Consider the following 19,708-nt stretch of genomic DNA (forward strand, 5'->3'; position numbering starts at 1 on the left):
AACCGGTGGGGTGGGCTATGTCGTTCTCCCCGGACAGCAGACTGACCATCAAAGCACTGGAAATGGCATGGGAAACGCGTGGTAAACCAGCCGGAGTGATGTTCCACAGCGATCAGGGTAGCCACTACGAGCAGGCAGTTCCGACAGTTGCTGTGGCGTTACCGGATCAAACAAAGCATGAGTCGGCGGGGTAACTGTTGGGATAACAGTCCGATGGAGCGCTTCTTCCGCAGCCTGAAGACAGAATGGGTGCCGACAAAGGGTTACAACTGCTTCAGCGAAGCAGTTCATGGAATTACCGACTATATCGTGGGATATTACAGCGCACTCAGGCCGCATGAATATAACGGCGGGTTGCCACCAAACGAATCAAAAAATAGATACTGGAAAGACGCTAATGCGGTGGCCAGTTTTAATTGACCACTACAATTGGCGTTATCGGGACGTAAAGGGGACTTAGATAGCCTGTTACTCCAATCCAAAAAAAGAAAAAGAACGTCTGATAGCCCTACACGAAGCTAAAAAGGGGCGGTATCTGAAGAGTGTGCAGTAGAAGATGGTGGCAGGCTTAAACTGTAAGAAAAGTGGAGCGGCCTAAATAAAGATTAGGCCATTATCTATCTCATTTCATTATTTTTATGATTTACTAATATTTTTTAACCTAATTCACATATATTTAATAAATGCCCAAAAGGCGTTTTAACTACCTTTAAATCTGCTTAAATCACAGTCACTCGAATCCAGAATTTAGTGCAAAAAAATCATTTTCTGCCCATTTTTTTGCGACGAGTCCAGAATCTGTAAAATCTCTGTAAGCCGTGCCATTACATTAAAGGAGGGCTTCTAGCTAACCCATCGTTTAACTTAAGAGTCCAGAAATAATTGCCACCCCACAATCAGCAAATAACGCTGCCACAGGCGGCAGCGAGGGGGCGCCGTCTACCCGTTATTCCTGCGCCTTGATATGCACTGACCGGCGGGATTAACACTAAAAACATAGCATTCCCTGCCGCCGGCTGCGTTTTTTTAAGCGAAGCTTGTGAGGCGTCGCGCCACCGGGTACGCCCCCGCCCCGGGCGGCGGACGGGACGGGGAAGCGGTGACGGATCTGCAAGCGATCGAACATTGCCAGAGTGTAGCGTAAAGGCGGGATTAGCTCAGCCGGAGTAATCCGGGATTGGATTGGCGCGCTAAACGTTTAAGCAGCATGTTGAGCAGCACGCCATACATCGGCAGAAAGAAAATCATGCTGATCAGTAGTTTGAAGCTGTAATCCACCGTGGCTATCTCGACCCAGTGCGCTGCCATAAACGGATCCGAGCTTTGATAGAAGGCGATAAAGAAAAAGGCCGCCGTGTCGGAGGCGTTGCCAAACAGCGTGGAAACGATCGGCGCGATCCACCACCGGCCGCGCTGGCGCAAGCGGTTAAAAACGTGCACATCTAGAATCTGACCGAGGGCATAGGCCATAAAACTGGCGCAGGCGATACGGGCTACGAACAGGTTGAACGTCCCCAGCGCGGCAAATCCCCGCCATTCGCCCTGATAAAACAGCGACGAGACGCAATAAGATATCAGCAGCGCCGGCACCATGACGGTGAGGATAATCCTGCGCGCCAGCGGGGCGCCGAAAATCCGTACCGTCAAGTCGGTGGCGAGGAAAATAAAAGGAAAGCTGAATGCGCCCCAGGTGGTAGTAAAGCCGAAAATCGATACCGGCAGCTGCACCAGGTAATTACTTGATGTGATAATGAGTAAATGAAACAGCGCCAGCCCTATCAAGCCCTGTAACCGCTGTTGTGGAGAAAATCTGAACATGATCTAACCTTTTTTTACCATGGGGTAAGGGAACCCAGAATGCCTGACGCCTTTTTATTGCGCGCGGCGCGTATAATACTTTTGGTGCCGTCAATGCAACGGGAGAATCATTTAACCGCTGCCCCGCTTGCAGCTATCATTTGCCGGCGTAAACTAGCGGCTCGACAATTTAAACGATTAACGTGGACATTTTGTATGCCTGATGCTTTTGCCGCCACGGATCAAACCCTGGACGCTCGCGGCCTGCGCTGCCCCGCACCCGTCATGATGGTGCGTAAAGCCGTGCGCCATATGGCCGACGGTCAGACATTACTGATTATCGCCGACGATCCGGCCACTACCCGCGATATTCCCGGCTTCTGCCGGTTCATGGAGCATACCTTACTGGCGCAGGCCACGGAACAGCTGCCTTACCGTTACCTGTTGCGCAAGGGGCGGGCGGCAGCCTGATCGTGACCGCCCGCGAGGGCAAACAGCTCAAAGATATAGCGAGCGCACTATCAGAAAATGGCCGGCGAAGTAACAGGCGGCGAATACCGCGCGGGCGGTATTGAACGGATAGCGGTAATGACTGATTAACCAAACGGCGGCCGCGACCAGCAGCAAAGCGGTTCCCGCCAACAGCGAGAAGGTATAGTCGTTGCCGAGCAGAAAGTATTGTTCGCCCGCGACCCATACCATCAGAAGCGTAACGCCAATATAGGTGCACACGGGCCAGCACAATTCATCAAGTCGGGACCAGAGCAACATAATCAACGCCGCGCCGAGAACCAAAAGCGTCAACGGCAACGGCCAGAATATCGCCAGCGTCATACGGCTGGCAAAGCCGATGGTATAAAGTACATGGCAGAGAAAGAAAGCGCCGACGGCGTAAAGCAGTCGTTCGCTTGATAGCATCAGCAGCGCGCTGCCGGCGAGCGTCGCCAGCAGGCCAAGAATGATTAAATAGCCGGTGGCGGTAAGGTCCGGCGCCTGCCAGGCAAGCGCCAGCAGCAACAACAGCGTTATAGGCTGAAACAGCCAGCGCTGCCAGACCGGTCCACGGTAAGAGGCGTCAACGTAAAGCCATCCCGAGAAGACTAGTGCCATAAAAGACCAAAGCATTGGCGTTCCTTTTTGATGCGTGGTGAGTTGATATCGGCGATGACGCCCGCGATGATGGCAGTCCCAGGCGGACGCTGACGACGTTTGCGTGCCCTGGCGTTGACATCCCGGCCGAGGCAGATGCGCGTTGCCGGTCTTTATGCTATGTTAGCGCCACTTTTTTCCTGCGCAATTCATGCGTACACATTATTGCGAAAGACAGCAGGTTTATGAGCAGCGAGCAGCGAGCAGCCCATTTATCGCATTCAGTTTATTAATAATGGCAAAAATTATCAGCTATTTGTACGTGAGCTGAGTCAAAGCGCCCTATTTGGATTTATCGAAATCGGCGATTTTGTATTCAGCAATCACAGCAATTTGGTGGTTGATCCCTCTGAGGAAAAGCTAAAGACGGAGTTCAGCGGCGTCAACCGCAGCTACATCCCGCTGCAGGCCGTCATTCGCATTGATGTCGTAACTGAAAAGGGCAGCGCCCGCATTTCCGATTTAGGCGATAACGTTATAATGTTTCCTTATCTGCCCGGTAAGAAACCCTGATAAGCCGGTTGCGCGCCCTGACACCCTCATTCCGGCCGCCGGGCCGTTACTACGCAGGCGGGATTTCCCCGGGCGATTAACGGCCGCGATCGGCGAGGCGCCCGCTGTTTTTTCTGCCAGGCGACCATTTCAAATACGCCGAAAAGGAAAACCCGCGTTTGAAAGCGGCGCCAGGCTTGACCTCGTCTTTGGTCAGGGTGGCTTTCAGCAGCGTTAGCTGCAATGCATGCATCACCAGCATAAAGAACAGGCCAATATCGAGAAAATATTTCAGCGGCTTCGGAAATGGCTGTATCAGGTTAAATAATAAAAAGCCCCACACAACCAGCATCAATAGGCGGCCCAGATTAATCAGTAGCATGTTGCTTCTCCGGCGTGGCGTGACGGAGATAGAGCCGGTAGGAGACTTGACCGGCAATTTTTTCCCGATGTAGCTGCCAATGGGCAGGCACCTCGGGGGCGGGGCCTTCTGTTTCGGTTTCAATGTAAATCCAGGCGTCGTCTGCCAAACACCTGTGCTGCTCCAGCGCGGTCACCGTAGCGGTTATCATCCCGTGACGAAAGGGGGGATCGATGAAGACGACATCGAAAACGGCGCCCGGCTGCGCAAGCCAACGCAGGCTGTCGGTAGTGATAACCTCCGCCTGGTGCGCCTGCAACACCAGTAGATTGCGGGCAAGCTGCGCGCTGACCGCGCGATCCTGCTCCAACAGCGTGACGCTGGCGGCGGCGCGCGACAGTGCCTCAAGACCTAAAGCGCCGCTGCCGGCGAAACAATCCAGGCAGCGCGCGCCCTGAATGACCGGCGTCAGCCAATTAAACAGCGTTTCCCGCACGCGGTCGGTCGTCGGCCGCAAGCCCCCCGAACTGTCTGGCACCGGCAGCTTGCGGCCGCGCCAGCGGCCGCCGATGATACGGATTTGGCCGGCGGAACGGGCTGTATTGTTTTTTGCCATAGATATCTTGTTACGAGTCAAAACGCGCAAAGACCACAACGAATGTCAACGATAGTCTATTCTAGCGAGGCGGAGGGGCGTGGGAAATGGTATTTCGCATTTGATTTGTCCTGTGGAACAAAACCCCGTCACAACGCATGTTGCCCGCCGGGGTAAAATGGTAAACTCTGAGTATTATCAGACAGGTTATTTATTCGCCACCTTGTTGGGTGAGGAGTGTAGTAGCAAATGGCAAAAGAGAAAAAACGCGGTTTCTTTTCCTGGTTAGGCTTTAACCGTCAGGACGATGACGCAGGCAGCGAGCCGCAAGCCGAACGGGAGACCGACGCCTCCAACGCCGGAGGCGAAACCGATACGCCAGTTGCCACCACCGCAGCGCATGATGAGGCGGCGGAGGCTGTCGAGCCAGCCATACCCCAGGCGCAGGTGGAGAGACCGGACGTGGATCGCCCCCCGGCGCCCCCTGCGCAAGGGCAGACTTCCGCCGCTGATCCGATGTTAACGCCCCCTGCCCAAGTGGAAATTCCCCCCGCAGAATCGATGTCACCATCGCCTGTGGACGCGAAAATCCCCGCCGATAACAGGATTCCGCCGGCTGACGAGCCAGTGCCGGCCGCGCCCGCCCGGGGGCACGATGCGCAGCGTATGGCGGCGGAAATCGTTTCTCTTACCGAGCAGGTCGCGGCGCGGCAGGACAACGTCGCCGCCAGCGAACGCAAGTCGGTGACCGGCAACGCTTCTGCTACGGTCCCGCCCGGGCACGACGCCGGCGCGCCGTCTGCGAAAAACACCGTCACCGCGGCGCCCGGAATCGACGCCGCCGCAATCCCTGACGATAGCGTCGATGCGGCGGCGGAAAACCGTCAGGACGCCAGTGCGGAATTAACCCTGGTCGAGGAAGTCGCCCCGGAGGAAGACATCGTCCCGCTCCCGACACCAGACGGCGAACCGCCGGCCCCCGAGCGCGCGGGATTCTTTGCCTGGTTGAAAAACAGTCTGGTCAAGACCCGGCAGAATCTGGGATCCGGATTTATCGGATTGTTCCGCGGCAAGAAAATCGATGATGATCTGTTCGAGGAATTGGAAGAGCAACTGCTGGTGGCCGACGTAGGCGTTGAGACCACCCGCAAAATAATTGATGGTTTGATTGACCACGCAGATCGCCGCCATCTGAAGGACGCTGAAGCGCTGTATAGCCAATTGCGCGCGGAAATGGCGGCCATCCTCGCCAATGTAGAGCGGCCACTGGAGGTGACGGGCAAGGCGCCCTTCGTTATCCTGATGGTCGGCGTTAACGGCGTGGGGAAAACCACTACCATAGGTAAACTGGCGCGTCTTTATCAGGCTGAAGGGAAAAGCGTTATGCTGGCGGCGGGAGATACGTTCCGCGCGGCGGCGGTGGAACAATTGCAGGTGTGGGGCGAGCGCAACCATATTCCGGTGATAGCGCAACAGACTGGCGCCGATTCCGCCTCGGTCATTTTCGACGCTATCCAGGCGGCTAAAGCGCGCGGTATTGACGTGCTGATCGCGGATACCGCGGGGCGATTGCAGAATAAAGCGCACCTGATGGACGAATTGAAGAAAATTGTCCGGGTGATGAAAAAGCCGGACGTTGAGGCCCCCCATGAGGTTATGTTGACCCTGGATGCCAGCACCGGGCAGAATGCCGTTAGCCAGGTCAACTTATTTAACGATGCGGTGGGACTGACCGGCATTGCGCTGACCAAATTGGACGGCACCGCCAAGGGCGGGGTGATTTTTGCCGTGGCAGATCGCTTCGGCATCCCGATTCGCTTTATTGGCGTCGGGGAGGCTATTGAGGATTTACGGCCCTTTAAAGCCGACGATTTTATAGAGGCACTTTTTGCCCGAGAGGATTAATAAAGGATGATTCGCTTTGAACAAGTCAGCAAAGCCTATCTTGGCGGGCGAAATGCATTGCGGGGGTGGATTTTCACCTCCGTCCGGCCAAGATGGCGTTTCTGACCGGCCATTCCGGGGCGGGGAAAAGTACTCTGCTGAAATTGATATGCGGCATCCGAGCGCCTAAGTGCGGGGCATATTTTATTTGGTGGTCACGATATCAGCCGGCTGAAAGCAGCGAAATCCCCTTTCTGCACCGTCAAATCGGGATGATCTTTCAGGATCATCATCTGCTCATGGACCGTACCGTTTATGACAACGTCGCGATGCCGCTGGTGATCGCCGGCGCCAGTCTGGAAGACATCCGTCGCCGGGTATCCGCGGCGCTAAATAAAGCGCGCAATTTCCTGGTACAGTTATCGGGCGGGGAGCAACAGCGTATTGGTATCGCCCGCGCCGTGGTCAATAAACCGGCGGTGCTGGTGGCCGACGAACCGACGGGTAATCTGGACGATGCGCTGTCCGAGGGCATATTGCGTCTGTTTGATGAATTTAACCGCGTCGGCGTGACGGTGCTGATGGCGACGCATGACACCGGACTGATAGCGCGCAGGAATTACCGTATCTTAACGCTCAATCAGGGAAGAATGACCGGGGGCGTCCATGGCGAATAAATTTAACCGGCCCCATCGCGCGAACAAGCCGGCAAAACCGCCGAGCACGCAAACGGCGGGGGAGGCGAAAGCGGCAAAATCCAGGGCGCTGCGCGGGGGCTGGAATCAGCAGTGGCGCTATGCCTGCCTGGATACGCTGGCGGATATGTGGCGCCAGCCGCTGGCAACGCTGTTGACCGTTATGGTGATTGCCATTTCATTGACGTTGCCCAGTTTATGCTATCTGGTATGGAGAAGCGTCAGCCAGGCGGCGGAGCAGTGGTATCCGGCGCCGCAGCTTACGGTGTATCTGGATAAAGGGCTGGATGACGATGCGGCCCTGAAAATGATAGGCGTGCTCAAACAAGAGGGCGGCGTCGCCAAGGCCAACTATCTTTACTTTCGCGCGAGAAAGTGATGGGCGACGGGTTCCGCAATTAGTCTGGCTTTGGCGGCGACATGGATATGCTGGAGGAAAATCCAACTGCCGGCGGTGGCTATTATCGCGCCAAAAGACAATTTCCAGAGCGCCAACACGCTTAAGACGCTGTTGCAACCGGGTTGCCGCAACGCAGAACGTAAATGAGGTGCGAATGAACGATAGCTGGTTCGCGCGCCTGGCGAAGCTGACCGGTCTAATCGGCAAGGTATCCGCTATGATAGGCATTCTGATGGTTATCGCGGTATTTCTGGTCATCGGCAACAGTATACGTCTGAGCATCTTCAGCCGGCGCGACACCATCAACGTCATGAAATTGATCGGCGCCGCCGGTGGGTTTATCCTGCAGCCGTTTCTCAACGGTGGGGCGTTGTTGGGCCTGACCGGCGTGGTGCTGTTGCTCATCTTGTCCGGCACGCTGGACTGGCAGCTCGAATCGGTGGTGGCGAATGTAGCGGCGGTGTCTGGCACCACGTACGTGTTGCACGGACTCAGCTGGGATGAAGCCATCCTGCTGCTGATTTCGGCCATAATTGGCTGGCTTGCGGCCTGGCTGGCGACGGTACAACATTTACGCCGGGTTACACCTGACTAACACTTTTTTGGTACAATGAGATTGGGATAAAGTACCGCGGTTGCTGAACTCACCGAAGGGATCGCAGTCTTATTATCGGCCGTTCAATGGCAGGAGGCCGCGTCCTGGTGCAGGCCATTCTCTTGAACGGCGCCCTAGTTTCTAGCAAGAGGTCATGAATGATCAAAGATATGCAAGTTTTAGCCTATGTTCCCCAGGGCAGTCTGGAAGCCTATGTCAGGGCCGCCAATGCCTATCCGATGCTTACGGCGGAGGAAGAGCGGGCGCTGGCTGAACGGCTGCATTATCAGGGCGATCTGGAGGCGGCCAAGCAGCTGATCCTGTCTCACCTGCGCTTTGTTGTTCATATTGCGCGTAATTATTCCGGCTACGGCCTGCCGCAGGCTGACCTGATTCAAGAAGGCAACATCGGCCTGATGAAAGCCGTCCGCCGTTTCAACCCGGAAGTAGGTGTGCGGCTGGTGTCGTTTGCGGTTCACTGGATCAAGGCGGAAATCCACGAATACGTGCTGAGTAACTGGCGTATCGTGAAAGTGGCGACCACCAAGGCGCAGCGCAAGCTGTTCTTCAATCTGCGCAAAACCAAGCAGCGCCTGGGCTGGTTTAACCAGGACGAAGTGGAAATGGTGGCCAAAGAGCTGGGTGTGACCAGCAAGGACGTCCGTGAAATGGAGTCCCGCATGGCTGCGCAGGATATGACGTTTGATCCGACGCCGGAAGACGTCGCCCGCGAAGGGCAGCCGATGGCGCCAATGCTCTATCTGCAGGATAAATTGTCCGACTTTACCAACGGTATTGAAGAGGATAACTGGGACGATCACGCCGCCGACAAGCTGAGTGCGGCGCTGGAAGGTCTCGATGAGCGGAGCCAGGATATTATCCGTGCGCGCTGGCTGGATGATGACAACAAAAGTACGCTGCAGGAGCTGGCCGACCGGTACGGCGTCTCCGCGGAGCGCGTGCGCCAGCTTGAAAAGAACGCCATGAAAAAAATGCGTCTGGCGATCGAGGCCTGATGGCATTGCGGCAATCTGCCGCTGCAGCCCATCGCGTCTGTTGCCCTGAGCGGCAGGCGTGACCGAGGCGCGAGCCGCTAGCGCAGATGCCAGCCGTTAGGCTCTTCATAAGAAGCCGCAGGCGGACATAAATTTCCCCATCAGAGCCGCGTCCTCCAGCGGTTGTTGATTGCTGAGTCAACAAGAGACGATATCGGGTATTTGGCGGCGGGTTTCATTGGCTAAATACAGGCCCACGCCCCGCCGCCGAGTCTCAGGCCGCAAGCATAGACCCGTTAGCCCCCCTTCTTCCCAGGGGGCGTCTAACTCCACCTGCGCCGCCGCCTGCGGCCGATCGTTAAAACGCGCGGCGAACAGCGCGAAGAAGCCGATAAGTTGTTGTTGCAACGCGTCGATATCCACGGCAGGCTAAATCTTTACCAGATCAAGTTTATTCTGGGGCCTTAGTACCTTCAGCCGTTCAATCGTCAGTTTCATGTGTTCCTTACATGACATTACCTTTATTCCTATCCCCATAGACAGGTGAAAATCGTCGGCGACAGTATAACGCAATTGCCGGCATATACCGCGCGATATCCGGACGTTGAAATAAGCACCGTTATGAAATTGCCGCTTGAGGGGGCGGCACGCGGCCGTCGCACCAATGTTATTTTTCTGTCATCTTCGCGTGTCATGTTACAGGCCGTTAATGATATTAGGTTTTAGGAGAACGGCATGACTATCCCCTTTGTCCGTACCGCGTCGCTTTGCGCCGCGCTGATGTCGGTCGTGAGTCAAAGCGCCTGGGCGGTAACAGAGATTCCTTTCTGGCACGGCATGGAAGGTGAACTGGGAAAAGAGGTGGAAAGCCTGGCCACCTGTTTTAACCAGACACATCCGGATTACTGCATCGTGTCGGTGTACAAGGGGGGTTACCCGCAGGAACTGGCGGCCGGCATTGCCGCCTGGCGCACCGGCAATGCGCCGGCTATCCTGCGTGTACGAGGTGGGTACCGCCACCATGATAGCCAGCCACACTATTAAACCGGTGTATCAGGTGCTTAGCGACGCCGGCGTTGATAATGATGAATCCGCCTTTGTGCCGGCGGTACTGGGCCTATTACAGCGACAGTAAAACCGGCCATCTGATCTCCCAGCCGTTCAACAGTTTTACGCTGGTGCTGTATTACAATAAGGACGCCTTTAAACGGGCGGGGCTGGGATCCCGAACAGTCGCCGCAAACCTGGCAGTAGCTGGCGGTGACCGGCGTTTTTTTTCTTTGGCGGCCGGTAAGGCGCTGTGGTATTCGCTACAGGACGTTGATCCGTTCGGCCTGAGGGGGCTTTGCCGGTCTGGACAATTTCCGCCACTTAGTTGCCGATCCCGGTTATCTGGCCTCCTTCGGCACCACGCTGGTGTTTAGCGGACTGGTGACGACGTGTGGACTGCTATTAGCGTCGCTGTTTGTCGCTCTGGTCAATCATGTGCTGCGCGCGAAGCGGTTTTACCAAACGCTGTTGCTCTTGCCTTATGCGGTCGCACCGGCCGTGGCGGCGATACTGTGGCTGTTTCTGTTCAGTCCCGGCTTTGGACTTATCAGCTATTGGCTTCACGGTCTCGGCTATGAATGGAATCATGGCCGCAACGCGAATCAGGCGATGCTGTTGGTGGTGATGATAGCGGTGTGGAAGCAAATTAACTATAATTTCTTATTTTTCCTGGTCGCGCTGCAATCCATCCCGCGTTCTCTGGTTGAGGCGGCGGCCATAGACGGCGCCGGCCTGGGCCGGCGTTTCTTCCAGCTGGTGTTGCCGCTGATATCGCTGGTGAGCTTCTTTTTGCTGGTGGTGAATCTGGTCTATGCCTTTTTCAATACGTTTCCGGTCATTGACGCCGCTACCGCCGGCGGGCCGGTTCAGGCCACGACCACGTTGATTTACAAAATCTACCGCGAATGTAGTGGCACACTAAATTTGGCCACCTGAACAGAGGTGATATGCTCACCTCAGAACAACATGGGTGCACCAATGAAAAGAAGAAATTTTAGTCCTGAATTCAAACGCGAATCCGCTCAACTGGTTGTCGACCAAAATTATACCGCCGCGCAAGCAGCAAAAGCCATGGACGTCGGCCTTCCTACGATGAGGAAATGGCTAAAACAACTGCGTGATGAGCGACAGGGGAAAACACCAAAAGCCTCTCCCATAACCCCGGAATAAATCGAAATACGTGAGCTCAAGAAGAAGATGCAACGCATTGAAATAGAAAACGAAATATTAAAAAAGCTACAGCGCTCTTGATGTTAGACTCCCTGAACAGTTCTCGTTAATCAGGAAACTCAGAGCGCATTATCCTGTGGCCACACTCTGCCACGTGTTCAGTGTTCATCGCAGCAGTTACAAATACTGGAAAAGTCGTCCTGACAGGCCAGACGGCAGGCGAACGGTATTGCGCAGTCAGGTTCATGAACTGCACAGTATCAGCCATGGTGCCGCTGGCGCGAGAAGTATCGCTACCATGGCAACCCAGAAAGGCTTCCGGATGGGGCACTGGCTCGCAGGCAGGCTCATGAAAGAGCTGGGGTTGGTCAGTGTCAGCAGCTGACGCACAGGTATAAGCGTGGCGGTCAGGAGCAGTTGCGATCCCGAATTATCTTGAGCGCCAGTTCGCTGTAACGGAGCCAAACCAGGTATGGTGCGGCAATGTGCCGTATATCTGGACCGGGAAACGCTGAACATACCTTGCGGTTGTTCTTGATCTGTTCGCGAGGAAACCGGTGGGCTGGGCTATGTCGCTCTCCCCGGACAGCAGACTGACCATCAAAGCACTGGAAATGGCATGGGAAACGCGTGATAAACCAGCCGGAGTGATGTTCCACAGCGATCAGGGTAGCCACTATACGAGCAGGCAGTTCCGACAGTTGCTGTGGCGTGACCGGATCAAACAAGGCATGAGTCGGCGGGGTAACTGTTAAGATAACAGTCTGATGGAGTGGTTCTTCCGCAGCCTGAAGACAGAATGGTTGCCGACAAAGGGTTACAACAGCTTCAGCGAAGCAGATCATGAAATTACCGACTATATCGTGGGATATTACAGCGCACTCAGGCCGCATAAATATAACGGTGGGTTGCCACCAAACGAATCAGAAAATAGATACTGGAAAAACGCTAACGCGGTGGCCACCTGCGGGAAAACCCGCATCAAGTATGATCGCAGGGTGTCAGCGGCCAGAGTGTACCTTTTAGCCGCATGTTGTTAAACATGCTGATTATGGCGCTGGGTATCACTGTCGGTAAAATTACTGTATCGCTGCTGTCCGCGCCTTCGCTATCGTTTATTTTCGTTTTCCGCTGCGTAATTTGGCGTTTTGGCTGATTTTCATGACGCTGATGCTGCCGGTAAAGGTGCGGATTTTTCCCACGGTCGATGTGATTACTCATTTACATATGCTGGACAGCTATACCGGCTTGACGCGGCCGCTGATGGCGGACGCCATCGCGACGTTTTTATTCCGTCAATTCTTTATGACCGTTCCTCATGAGCTGCTTGAGGCGGCGCGCATCGATGGCGCCGGCCCGCTGCGCTTTTTATGGGATATCCAGCTGTCGCTGTCCAAAACCAATCTGGCGGCGCTGTTTGTGATTACCTTTATTTACGGCTGGAATCAATATCTCTGGCCGCTGCTGATTATTAACGACGCTTCGTTGGGCACGGCGGTTGCGGGCATACAAAGCATGATTGCCAGTGGCGACGGCACCACGCAGTGGAATCAGGTCATGGCGGCGATGCTGTTGACCCTTATTGCGCCGGTGACGATTGTTTTAGTTATGCAGCGTGCGTTTGTGCGCGGCCTGGTTGATAGCGAGAAATAGCGCACTATGGTAAGTGTAGGATTACAACATGTTGTTAAAAACTACAACGGCAAAACCACCATTATCGCGGCGCTGGATCTGACGGTGGCGGACGGAGAATTCATCGTGCTGGTCGGGCCTTCCGGCTGCGGCAAGTCTACCCTGTTACGTCTAGTGGCCGGGCTGGAGAGCGTGACCGCCGGCAATATTTATATCGGCGACAAGCGCATCACCGGTTGCGGGCCGCGGGATCACCATGGTATTCCAAAATTATGCGTTGTATCCGCACATGAGCGTGTTCGACAACATGGCTTATGGACTCAAAATTCGCGGTCTCGGGAAACAGCAAATCCGATATGCGGTGGAGCAGGTGGCTGATATATTGGAGCTGGCGCCGCTTTTGTACCGCAAGCCGCGAGAACTCTCCGGCGGCCAGCGGCAGCGTGTTACGATGGGGCGTGCCTTGGTACGTGAACCAGACGTGTTTTTGTTCGATGAGCTGCTCTCCAATCTGGATGCGAAGCTGCGCACGCAAATGGGCCTGGAATTGCAGCAATTGCGCCGCCGGTTAAAGACCACCAGTCTTTATGTCACTCACGATCAGGTCGAGGCCATGACGCTGGCCGAGCGGGTGGTGGTGCTTAATCGGAGCCGGGTAGAACAAATCGGCACGCCGACGGAAATTTACCGCCGGCCGGCAACGCTCTTTGTCGCCGGCTTTATGGGCTTGCCGGCCATGAATTTACTGCCTGGACGTGTTAGCGACGATGGGCGCTGCCCGCCGGCATTCGCCCGGAACAGATTCTGCGCGCGCGCGACGACGTGCGAACGCCGGCGGCGGGCAGCGTTAATGGCCAGGCGCTTTTGGCGCCCGGACGCCGCGCAGGAGAACTTTGCCGCCTGGAAGTGGCCACGCTTGAGCGGCTGGGTGCCGATAATCTGGCCCATGGCCACTGGGAAGGCTGTGCCATGGTAGTGCGTCTGGCTTATGACGATCTCCCGGCGCCCGGCGCGACGCTGTATTTGCATTGTCTGGCCGACGCATGGCGTTATTGCGACTCGCAAAATGGAACCCGAGTAAAAATATGACCAGAGAATGGCTTTATCCGACCATCGTTGCCCACCGTGGCGGGGGTTCGCTGGTGCCGGAAAATATGCTTGCCGCTATCGATACTGGTGCCCGCTATGGCTAGCAGATGATTGAAGTGGATGCCAAGCTGTCCGCCGATAATCAAATTTTTCTGTTGCACGATGATACGCTGGAACGCACCAGCCAAAGCAGCGGCATTGCCGGCCAATTAGATTGGCCTACCCTCCTGGCGCAGGTTGAGGCCGGCGTAGTGGTTCGATGAAACCTTTCGCGGTGAGTGGCTGCCGCTATTGTCGTCGGTGGCGGAACGTTGCCGGCAACATGGGCTTGCGATCAACATCGAAATCAAACCCACCACGGGTGTCGAAGATCCGACCGGCCGTGCCGCGGGCCGTGCGTCAGCTGTGGCTGGGGATGACGCCGCTGCCGCTATTGTCCTCATTTTCCCTGACGGCGCTGGCCGCCGCGCTTTAGGCGGCGCCGGAACTCCCGCGCAGATTGTTGCTGGAAGAGTGGCACGGCGACTGGGAGATACTGGCAAGTCAGTTGTCATGTCAGGCTTTACACCTGCAGCATGAGGCGTTAACCGAAGATCGGGTTGAGGCTATTAAAGCCCGCAGACTGCATATTTTGGCTTGGACCGTTAGCAGCCCCGATCGCGCCCGCACACTGTTAGGCTGGGGGGTCGACGCTTTCTGTACCGACCGCATTGACCTGATTGACGCTGATTTCGCCCCTCGTTGCGTTGCGCACACAGTTGCTCTGCGCCGTGTGTGCACACGGCAAACCTCCCCCGGCTGTTAAGGCTGGTTTTGTTGGGTGCGTTGCTGATTGGCCTCTAACTGCTTCTGCAATTGCTGACGCTGCTGTTGGGTTTGTTGCTGCTGTTGCTGTTGAAACTGAGATTTCCGCTGTTGAGCGTGATTGTCCATATGATTTTGCAATTGTTGCTCCGCCCGATTTGGTGGAGCCACCGGCGGTCGCGGCCAGCGCCAGCGGCGCGGCCAACAACATAAGCGAAAGCAGCCAGCCCAGCATCACGGGGTATGTTTTCATCATGCTCTCCTGCCAGGATTCATTGGCTTATTTTACACCTTAAACACGCAATATGCCGGTGTTCGGCTAATTATTGATGGAAAAGAGAGGCAATATTGGTAACTTACTAATGATTGTCTAATCATTTATATATATGAGTCATTATGAGGTTACTTTCTTCGCTGCGCGTTAACGTCCAGGTCGTATTGCTCATGTTGTGGGTGGCGGTCACGCCAGCCGTTGGGGCGCAGAGTGCGGCACCGCTTTCCTATGGCGTTGAAAACAGTATTTTTCACCCGGTAACTGCGCCCCATGGCATGGTCGCGAGCGTGGATAAAACGGCGACTGAGGTGGGGGTGGCTATACTGCGCCAGGGCGGGAATGCAGTGGATGCGCCGGTGGCGGTGGGGTTCGCGGTGGCGGTCACTTATCCTTAGGCAGGTAACCTGGGCGGCGGCTTCATGTTGCTGCGCACGCCCGCCGGCCACACGACGGCGATTGATTTCCGCGAGATGGCGCCGCAAAATGCCTCGCGCAACATGACTATCGGCGCCGACGGCAATGCCGATAGCCGGCTTTTCCTCACCAGCCCGCTGGTGTCCGGTACGCCCGGCACCGTAACGGCTGAGGGCCAGCGTCAGGCCCGCTACGGTTCAATGGATTTGGCGTATGTCATGCGGCCGGCGATTTGCCTGACGGAAAAGGGTTTCATTGTCAATCAGGCGTTGACGGGGGATCTGGCCCGCTATGGTCGGGGAAATGTCATTCATTATGCCAACAGTCGCGCCGTTTTTTTTAAAGCCAACGGGCAGTCTTATGCGGTGGGAGAAACGCTGCGGCAGCCGCAGCTGGCTTATAGTCTGGCGTTTATCGCCCGACAGGGGCCGCGCGCATTTTATCACGGCGAAATCGCCGGCGGGATTAGCGCAAAAATGCGCAGGCGCAGCGGTCTGATTAACCGCCAGGATCTGGCCGATTATTGGGCAGTGGAGCGCCGGCCGGTGGTCGGCAGCTATCATGGATACCAGATTTATTCCATGCCGCCGCCGTCCGCTGGCGGCATTTCCATCATCCAGATCCTAAATATTTTGGAGAACTTTGATTTGGCAAAATATGGGAGCCGATAGCGCCAACGCGTTACAGGTCATGTCAGAAGCGATGAAGTATGCTTATGCTGACCGGTCGCGCTATCTGGGCGATCCGGATTTTGTCTCGGTCCCCGTGGAGGCCCTGACTAGCAAAGCTTATGCCAAATCGCTAGCGCAGCGTATCGACGTGAATCACGCCCGCCCGCCCGTCCTCCTCCATACGACCGGGGCAGTTACAGCCCTATGAAAGCGATCAAACTACCCACTACTCGGTCGTCGATAAGAACGGTTTCGCGGTAGCGGTGACCTATATGCTTAACACCTACTTTGGTAGCGGTATTATGGCCGGCGACAGCGGTATCTTGCTCAACAATGAAATGGATGATTTTTCCGCCAAACTCGGCACACCCAATATCTTTGACCTGGTCGGCGGGGATGCTAACGCCATTGCGCCGCGCAAACGTCCCCTTTCATCCATGTCGCCGACTCTGGTCGTCAAAGACGGTAACATCTGGCTGGTGACAGAGAGTCCTGACGGCACTCATATCATCACTACGGTGCTATAATCCTGCTGAACACGATCGATTTCGGTATGAACATCGCCGAAGCGATGGCAGCGCTGCGTTTTCATCAACAGTGGACACCCGACGAGCTACGCCTAAAAAAGGGTTTCAGCCCCGATACGCTGCGCCTACTGCGGGGAAAAGGGCAGCACGTGATGATAAAACCGGTAATGGGCAGCACCCAGAGTATTATGCCCCTGCCGGACGGCACGCTGGCCGGCGCTTCGGATCCACGTACACAAGATGATTTGACGGCCAGCTATTGAACTTCACCCGGGAAGGGAGCAAGCGCAAGCGGCTACATGGGGAAAAACCACTGAGTGCATTTCCTCCGCGGCCAGAGGGAGCGGATGGTTAATAGATAAACACTTGTCAACCTGATTGCCATGTTCTTCCTCACCGCTTTCGGTTACACTGGCGTTTTCCTTTTATCCGAGATGACGCCACGTGTTGTTGTTGATTATCACCACCATTCTGTGGGCTTTTTCCTTTAGTTTGATTGGCGAATATCTCGCAGGCCAAGTCGACAGTACCTTTTCGGTGTTGATGCGCCTGGGGCTGGCGGCACTGGTCTTTTTGCCGTTTATCCGCTGGCGCGGCTATTCCCCACAACAGTTGTTGGCCTATATGGTGACCGGTGCCTGTCAGCTCGGCATCATGTATTTGTTCAGTTACCAGGGCTATCTTTATCTGACCGTACAGGAATTTTTGCTGTTTACGGTGCTAACGCCGCTGTATGTCACGCTCATCTACGATGTGTTGCGCGGTCAGCGTTTGCGCTGGGGCTATTTGGGCAGCGCACTGCTGGCGGTGGCCGGCGCGGCGATTATTCGTCATGACCACCTAAGTCAGCACTTCTTGTGGGGATTGCTATTGGTGCAGGCGGCAAATATCTGTTTTGCTATAGGCATGGTGGGCTATAAGCGTTTGATGGAAGTTTGGCCTATGCCGCAGCATTCAGCGTTCTCCTGGTTTTACCTGGGGGCGTTTTTGGTGGCTGCGATCGCCTGGGGGTTATTCGGTAATGCGCAGAAATTGCCCACCACGTCGCTGCAATGGGGCGTGCTCATTTGGCTGGGGATTGGCGCATCTGCCCTGGGCTATTTCATGTGGAACTATGGCGCTACCCAGGTAGACGCCGGTACGCTGGGCATCATGAATAATGTCCATGTGCCGGCGGGTTTGTTGGTTAATCTGGCTATCTGGCAGGAGCAACCGCACTGGCCGAGCTTTATCGTTGGCGGGACGGTCATTATGGCCTCACTCTGGGTACATCGGCGTTGGGTCGTGTCGACGGGAGTGCGTCGGGGGGGAACGCGCGAAACGTGAACCTACAACGGTAGTGCAAGCGCATCTACTTAGCGAGATGCCTCACCATTTTACCCTGCGGCGCCCCCTCGGGTGGCGCGGGTCGAGCTGCGCTATAGTGCCTTACCTACCGACGAGGCGCTTATCTCAGGGGGCAACTCAGGTATTTAACGGATAAAACGTAAACTATATTTAATTATATTATGGTGCGTATTTAATCTTTATGCTGATGACGATAATGCCGTTATACATTAATCACCCTCCTGAGACGCTATTATGTCGCATTGAACAGTAAAGCTATGCCGCCTTAAATACCCCGCGAGACGTGTTGATGTTTCCTCCTGGTATTTTTACCCGTCAATGTCGTCATCCTGTGGCAGAGACAATTCATCCATCACTGATAATGGGGGGAATGGCACCCCTGGGCATCCCCATTAACATGCGGGCGGAGAAGACTGCATTTTACTTTCTCTTTACCCGTGTTGCGGTGTTACCCTGGCGAAATAAACCTGCGTTAAATCTCTGGGGGAAATATGCATTTGGCAAGAGAGCAAAGTCAGTAAGGCGCAAGACCCTCTCAGGGACTTTGGTCTGGGTGCTTTAGCGAACAATATAAATCGCTGGTGATCATAGCGACCAATAAAGATCTTACATTGCGCGTGGGAAAGCGTGCAATGAAGGGTGCGTTGTCATATCGCTCCGGCTTTTACTCCGTTTAGTAAAACCTGCCTAACTAGGACGCAAGTTGAGTTGAACGGCGCCGGAATGAATATGTGAATAAAGTACTCAAATAATAATCTCACCTGATGATAATAAAAGAAAAAATGACTTTTTGTAATCCTAGCGCAGCGCGCTGTGCTTTATTTGCCCAACACGCAGTGGAAGACTGCAGCGAAATAAATAGGCAATCCGATATTTCGCCGCAAGGATGACTAGAATATTTTTTCAATTTATTCATGTCAAGCAGCGTACAAAAGGCATATTCATCGCAATACGATAACTTTATTCAAGCGTTCACCGACGCATTGGAGAAGAAAATAGCCGATCCCAACGATTACGCAATTCCAGAAACCCTCGAATTCACAATTGATGCTAATAAGGTATCTTATTCTCATACCCCTTCTCATTGGTATAACGGTGAAGTTAAGGTGGAGGTAAAAATCACGGAACCTGATAATCACACCACTATTGCTACCGTAGACAAAGCGCTTTTCACCCGTACCCTGACGCTGTTGCTGTTACAAAAGCGAACTCATCACTCGGCATACCAGTATTCACTAACGGGAGAGGGGAAAATAGACCTGCGCGCCGCCGATTTGAATGGTTACACACTACGCCACATCGATTTGCGCGAGGCGAATTTGGCCGGCGTTGACGTTAAATATGCCCATCTGTCGTCGGCGGATTTGCGTGGCGCAAACCTGGAGGAGGCGGATATGCGCCATGTTATTCTTACACGAGCTTCTCTGGCGCAGGCCAACTGGACGTTTGTCTGGCTGGCCGATGCCGGTTTAGAAGAGGCGACGCTGACGGGCGCGGGTTATTACAAAACCAAACTGTGGCGAGCTCACCTCATCGGTGCCAACCTCAGTCATGCCGATTTTACCCGCGCCGATCTCGCCGATGCCGATCTTACCTGCGCTGACCTAAGTCACGCGAAATTCAGCAACGCTTGCCTGAGGAACACCACCCTCCAGGGTGCTCAACTGGCGAACGCTAGGTTCGAGGGGACCTTTGTCGACGGGGCGTCTTTCAATAATATCACGCTCAGGGGGAACCCATAGTGGTTCAATGGGTGGCTATGTCCCC

At 54.9% G+C, this 19,708-nt stretch carries 12 protein-coding genes and 10 pseudogenes; 17 read left to right on the top strand and 5 right to left on the bottom strand.

Going from position 1 to position 19,708, the window contains the following annotated elements; translation table 11 throughout:
* Window positions 1–420 (top strand): annotated as a pseudogene (locus tag ACTBDU_RS03665) (DDE-type integrase/transposase/recombinase); the annotation flags it as partial.
* A gap of 732 nt (window positions 421–1,152) precedes the next feature.
* Here the strand turns inward: ACTBDU_RS03665 and ACTBDU_RS03670 are convergent.
* On the bottom strand, window positions 1,153–1,818 hold the full coding sequence (locus tag ACTBDU_RS03670) for a 7-cyano-7-deazaguanine/7-aminomethyl-7-deazaguanine transporter (RefSeq protein WP_438805599.1): 666 nt from the start codon (window positions 1,816–1,818) through the stop codon (window positions 1,153–1,155).
* A 195-nt stretch (window positions 1,819–2,013) separates the two neighbouring features.
* Here ACTBDU_RS03670 and tusA point away from each other — a divergent pair, with 195 nt between their 5' ends.
* Entirely contained in the window at window positions 2,014–2,268 is a 255-nt protein-coding gene (gene tusA / locus ACTBDU_RS03675) for a sulfurtransferase TusA (protein WP_438805600.1), read from the top strand.
* 27 nt (window positions 2,269–2,295) lie between these two features.
* Here tusA and ACTBDU_RS03680 read toward each other — a convergent pair whose 3' ends face one another.
* On the bottom strand, window positions 2,296–2,922 hold the full coding sequence (locus ACTBDU_RS03680) for a lysoplasmalogenase (protein WP_438805601.1): 627 nt from the start codon (window positions 2,920–2,922) through the stop codon (window positions 2,296–2,298).
* A 234-nt stretch (window positions 2,923–3,156) separates the two neighbouring features.
* On the opposite strand from ACTBDU_RS03680, the gene ACTBDU_RS03685 reads away from it, so the two are divergent.
* Window positions 3,157–3,459, top strand: coding sequence for a DUF1820 family protein (locus ACTBDU_RS03685; RefSeq protein ID WP_438805631.1), 303 nt, complete (start codon window positions 3,157–3,159; stop codon window positions 3,457–3,459).
* A 26-nt stretch (window positions 3,460–3,485) separates the two neighbouring features.
* On the opposite strand, the pseudogene ACTBDU_RS03690 reads toward ACTBDU_RS03685, so the two are convergent.
* A pseudogene (locus ACTBDU_RS03690) lies at window positions 3,486–3,820 on the bottom strand (DUF1145 family protein).
* Complete coding sequence (gene rsmD, locus ACTBDU_RS03695; RefSeq protein WP_438805602.1) at window positions 3,807–4,415, bottom strand: 16S rRNA (guanine(966)-N(2))-methyltransferase; 609 nt, start codon at window positions 4,413–4,415, stop codon at window positions 3,807–3,809. Before rsmD ends, ACTBDU_RS03690 begins: the two are co-directional and overlap by 14 nt.
* 228 nt (window positions 4,416–4,643) lie before the next feature.
* Between rsmD and ftsY the strand changes: the two genes are divergently transcribed.
* The 4 genes and pseudogenes from ftsY to rpoH all read left to right on the top strand — a co-directional run bounded on the left by ftsY (window position 4,644) and on the right by rpoH (window position 8,984).
* Window positions 4,644–6,299 (top strand): signal recognition particle-docking protein FtsY, encoded by a 1,656-nt coding sequence (gene ftsY / locus ACTBDU_RS03700; protein WP_438805603.1) that lies wholly within the window; start codon window positions 4,644–4,646, stop codon window positions 6,297–6,299.
* 92 nt (window positions 6,300–6,391) lie between these two features.
* Entirely contained in the window at window positions 6,392–6,955 is a 564-nt protein-coding gene (locus ACTBDU_RS03705) for an ATP-binding cassette domain-containing protein (protein ID WP_438805632.1), read from the top strand.
* Window positions 6,945–7,968, top strand: a pseudogene (gene ftsX / locus ACTBDU_RS03710) (permease-like cell division protein FtsX). The gene ACTBDU_RS03705 and the pseudogene ftsX overlap by 11 nt, the downstream one beginning before the upstream one ends.
* A 158-nt stretch (window positions 7,969–8,126) precedes the next feature.
* Window positions 8,127–8,984 (top strand): RNA polymerase sigma factor RpoH, encoded by an 858-nt coding sequence (gene rpoH, locus ACTBDU_RS03715; protein WP_438805604.1) that lies wholly within the window; start codon window positions 8,127–8,129, stop codon window positions 8,982–8,984.
* A gap of 177 nt (window positions 8,985–9,161) precedes the next feature.
* On the opposite strand, the gene ACTBDU_RS03720 is transcribed toward rpoH, so the two are convergent.
* Window positions 9,162–9,386, bottom strand: coding sequence for an acetyl-CoA sensor PanZ family protein (locus tag ACTBDU_RS03720; RefSeq protein ID WP_438805605.1), 225 nt, complete (start codon window positions 9,384–9,386; stop codon window positions 9,162–9,164).
* 357 nt (window positions 9,387–9,743) lie between these two features.
* Here ACTBDU_RS03720 and ACTBDU_RS03725 point away from each other — a divergent pair.
* The 10 genes and pseudogenes from ACTBDU_RS03725 to ACTBDU_RS03770 form a co-directional block, all read left to right on the top strand.
* Window positions 9,744–10,214, top strand: a pseudogene (locus ACTBDU_RS03725) (extracellular solute-binding protein); the annotation flags it as partial.
* 3 nt (window positions 10,215–10,217) lie between these two features.
* Window positions 10,218–10,946 (top strand): annotated as a pseudogene (ugpA, locus tag ACTBDU_RS03730) (sn-glycerol-3-phosphate ABC transporter permease UgpA); the annotation flags it as partial.
* A gap of 45 nt (window positions 10,947–10,991) precedes the next feature.
* A pseudogene (locus ACTBDU_RS03735) lies at window positions 10,992–12,145 on the top strand (IS3 family transposase); the annotation flags it as partial.
* Between the two features lie 2 nt (window positions 12,146–12,147).
* A pseudogene (gene ugpE / locus ACTBDU_RS03740) lies at window positions 12,148–12,836 on the top strand (sn-glycerol-3-phosphate ABC transporter permease UgpE).
* A gap of 6 nt (window positions 12,837–12,842) precedes the next feature.
* Window positions 12,843–13,594 (top strand): annotated as a pseudogene (gene ugpC / locus ACTBDU_RS03745) (sn-glycerol-3-phosphate ABC transporter ATP-binding protein UgpC); the annotation flags it as partial.
* A gap of 417 nt (window positions 13,595–14,011) precedes the next feature.
* Window positions 14,012–14,637 (top strand): annotated as a pseudogene (ugpQ, locus tag ACTBDU_RS03750) (glycerophosphodiester phosphodiesterase); the annotation flags it as partial.
* Between the two features lie 37 nt (window positions 14,638–14,674).
* Window positions 14,675–15,004 (top strand): hypothetical protein, encoded by a 330-nt coding sequence (locus tag ACTBDU_RS03755; RefSeq protein WP_438805606.1) that lies wholly within the window; start codon window positions 14,675–14,677, stop codon window positions 15,002–15,004.
* 148 nt (window positions 15,005–15,152) lie between these two features.
* Window positions 15,153–16,857: pseudogene (gene ggt / locus ACTBDU_RS03760) on the top strand (gamma-glutamyltransferase).
* Between the two features lie 181 nt (window positions 16,858–17,038).
* Complete coding sequence (locus ACTBDU_RS03765) at window positions 17,039–17,920, top strand: carboxylate/amino acid/amine transporter (RefSeq protein WP_438805607.1); 882 nt, start codon at window positions 17,039–17,041, stop codon at window positions 17,918–17,920.
* A 935-nt stretch (window positions 17,921–18,855) separates the two neighbouring features.
* On the top strand, window positions 18,856–19,683 hold the full coding sequence (locus tag ACTBDU_RS03770; RefSeq protein ID WP_438805608.1) for a pentapeptide repeat-containing protein: 828 nt from the start codon (window positions 18,856–18,858) through the stop codon (window positions 19,681–19,683).
* Window positions 19,684–19,708: the final 25 nt, after the last annotated feature.

It is taken from the genome of Sodalis sp. (in: enterobacteria) (assembly GCF_051710625.1).
GTDB lineage: Bacteria > Pseudomonadota > Gammaproteobacteria > Enterobacterales > Enterobacteriaceae > JBPESN01.